Raw genomic sequence first — 514 nt, forward strand, 5'->3', positions numbered from 1 at the left:
GGTCAGCGATTGGGGTGAAGTCGTAACAAGGTAGCCGTAGGAGAACCTGCGGCTGGATCACCTCCTTTCTATGGAGAAATCTAGATCAGACAGATGCTCTGACTAGTACAGATACATTATTATGTATTAAAATTTAAATACTTACTCGATGGTTGCTTAAAGTATTTATTCTGTTCAATTTTGAGGGATTTTCCTTCAAAAGCCTCATGGGGGTTTAGCTCAGTTGGGAGAGCACCTGCCTTGCACGCAGGGGGTCAAGGGTTCGAATCCCTTAATCTCCACCATGAGGGCTTATAGCTCAGCTGGTTAGAGCGCACGCCTGATAAGCGTGAGGTCGATGGTTCGAGTCCATTTAAGCCCACCAATGTTCTTTGAAAATTGCATATAATTAATGTATATAAAATACAACAAAGCCAAGAAATATATTCTTTGTGAATGATTAATATAACCAGTTTTGTAATAACAAAACTTAAAAGGTCAAGCTACAAAGGGCGTATGGTGAATGCCTTGGCAT

General features: G+C 40.9%; 2 tRNA genes and 1 rRNA gene. All 3 read left to right on the forward strand.

Features of this window, described 5'->3' with window-relative positions:
* Window positions 1–68, forward strand: a 16S ribosomal RNA gene (locus CLPUN_RS13310); the annotation flags it as partial.
* Window positions 69–208: 140 nt separating this feature from the next.
* Window positions 209–284 (forward strand) — tRNA-Ala (locus tag CLPUN_RS13315).
* 3 nt (window positions 285–287) lie between these two features.
* Window positions 288–364: transfer RNA gene (locus tag CLPUN_RS13320), tRNA-Ile, on the forward strand.
* Window positions 365–514: the final 150 nt, after the last annotated feature.

Origin of the sequence: Clostridium puniceum (assembly GCF_002006345.1) — a bacterium.
GTDB lineage: Bacteria > Bacillota > Clostridia > Clostridiales > Clostridiaceae > Clostridium > Clostridium puniceum.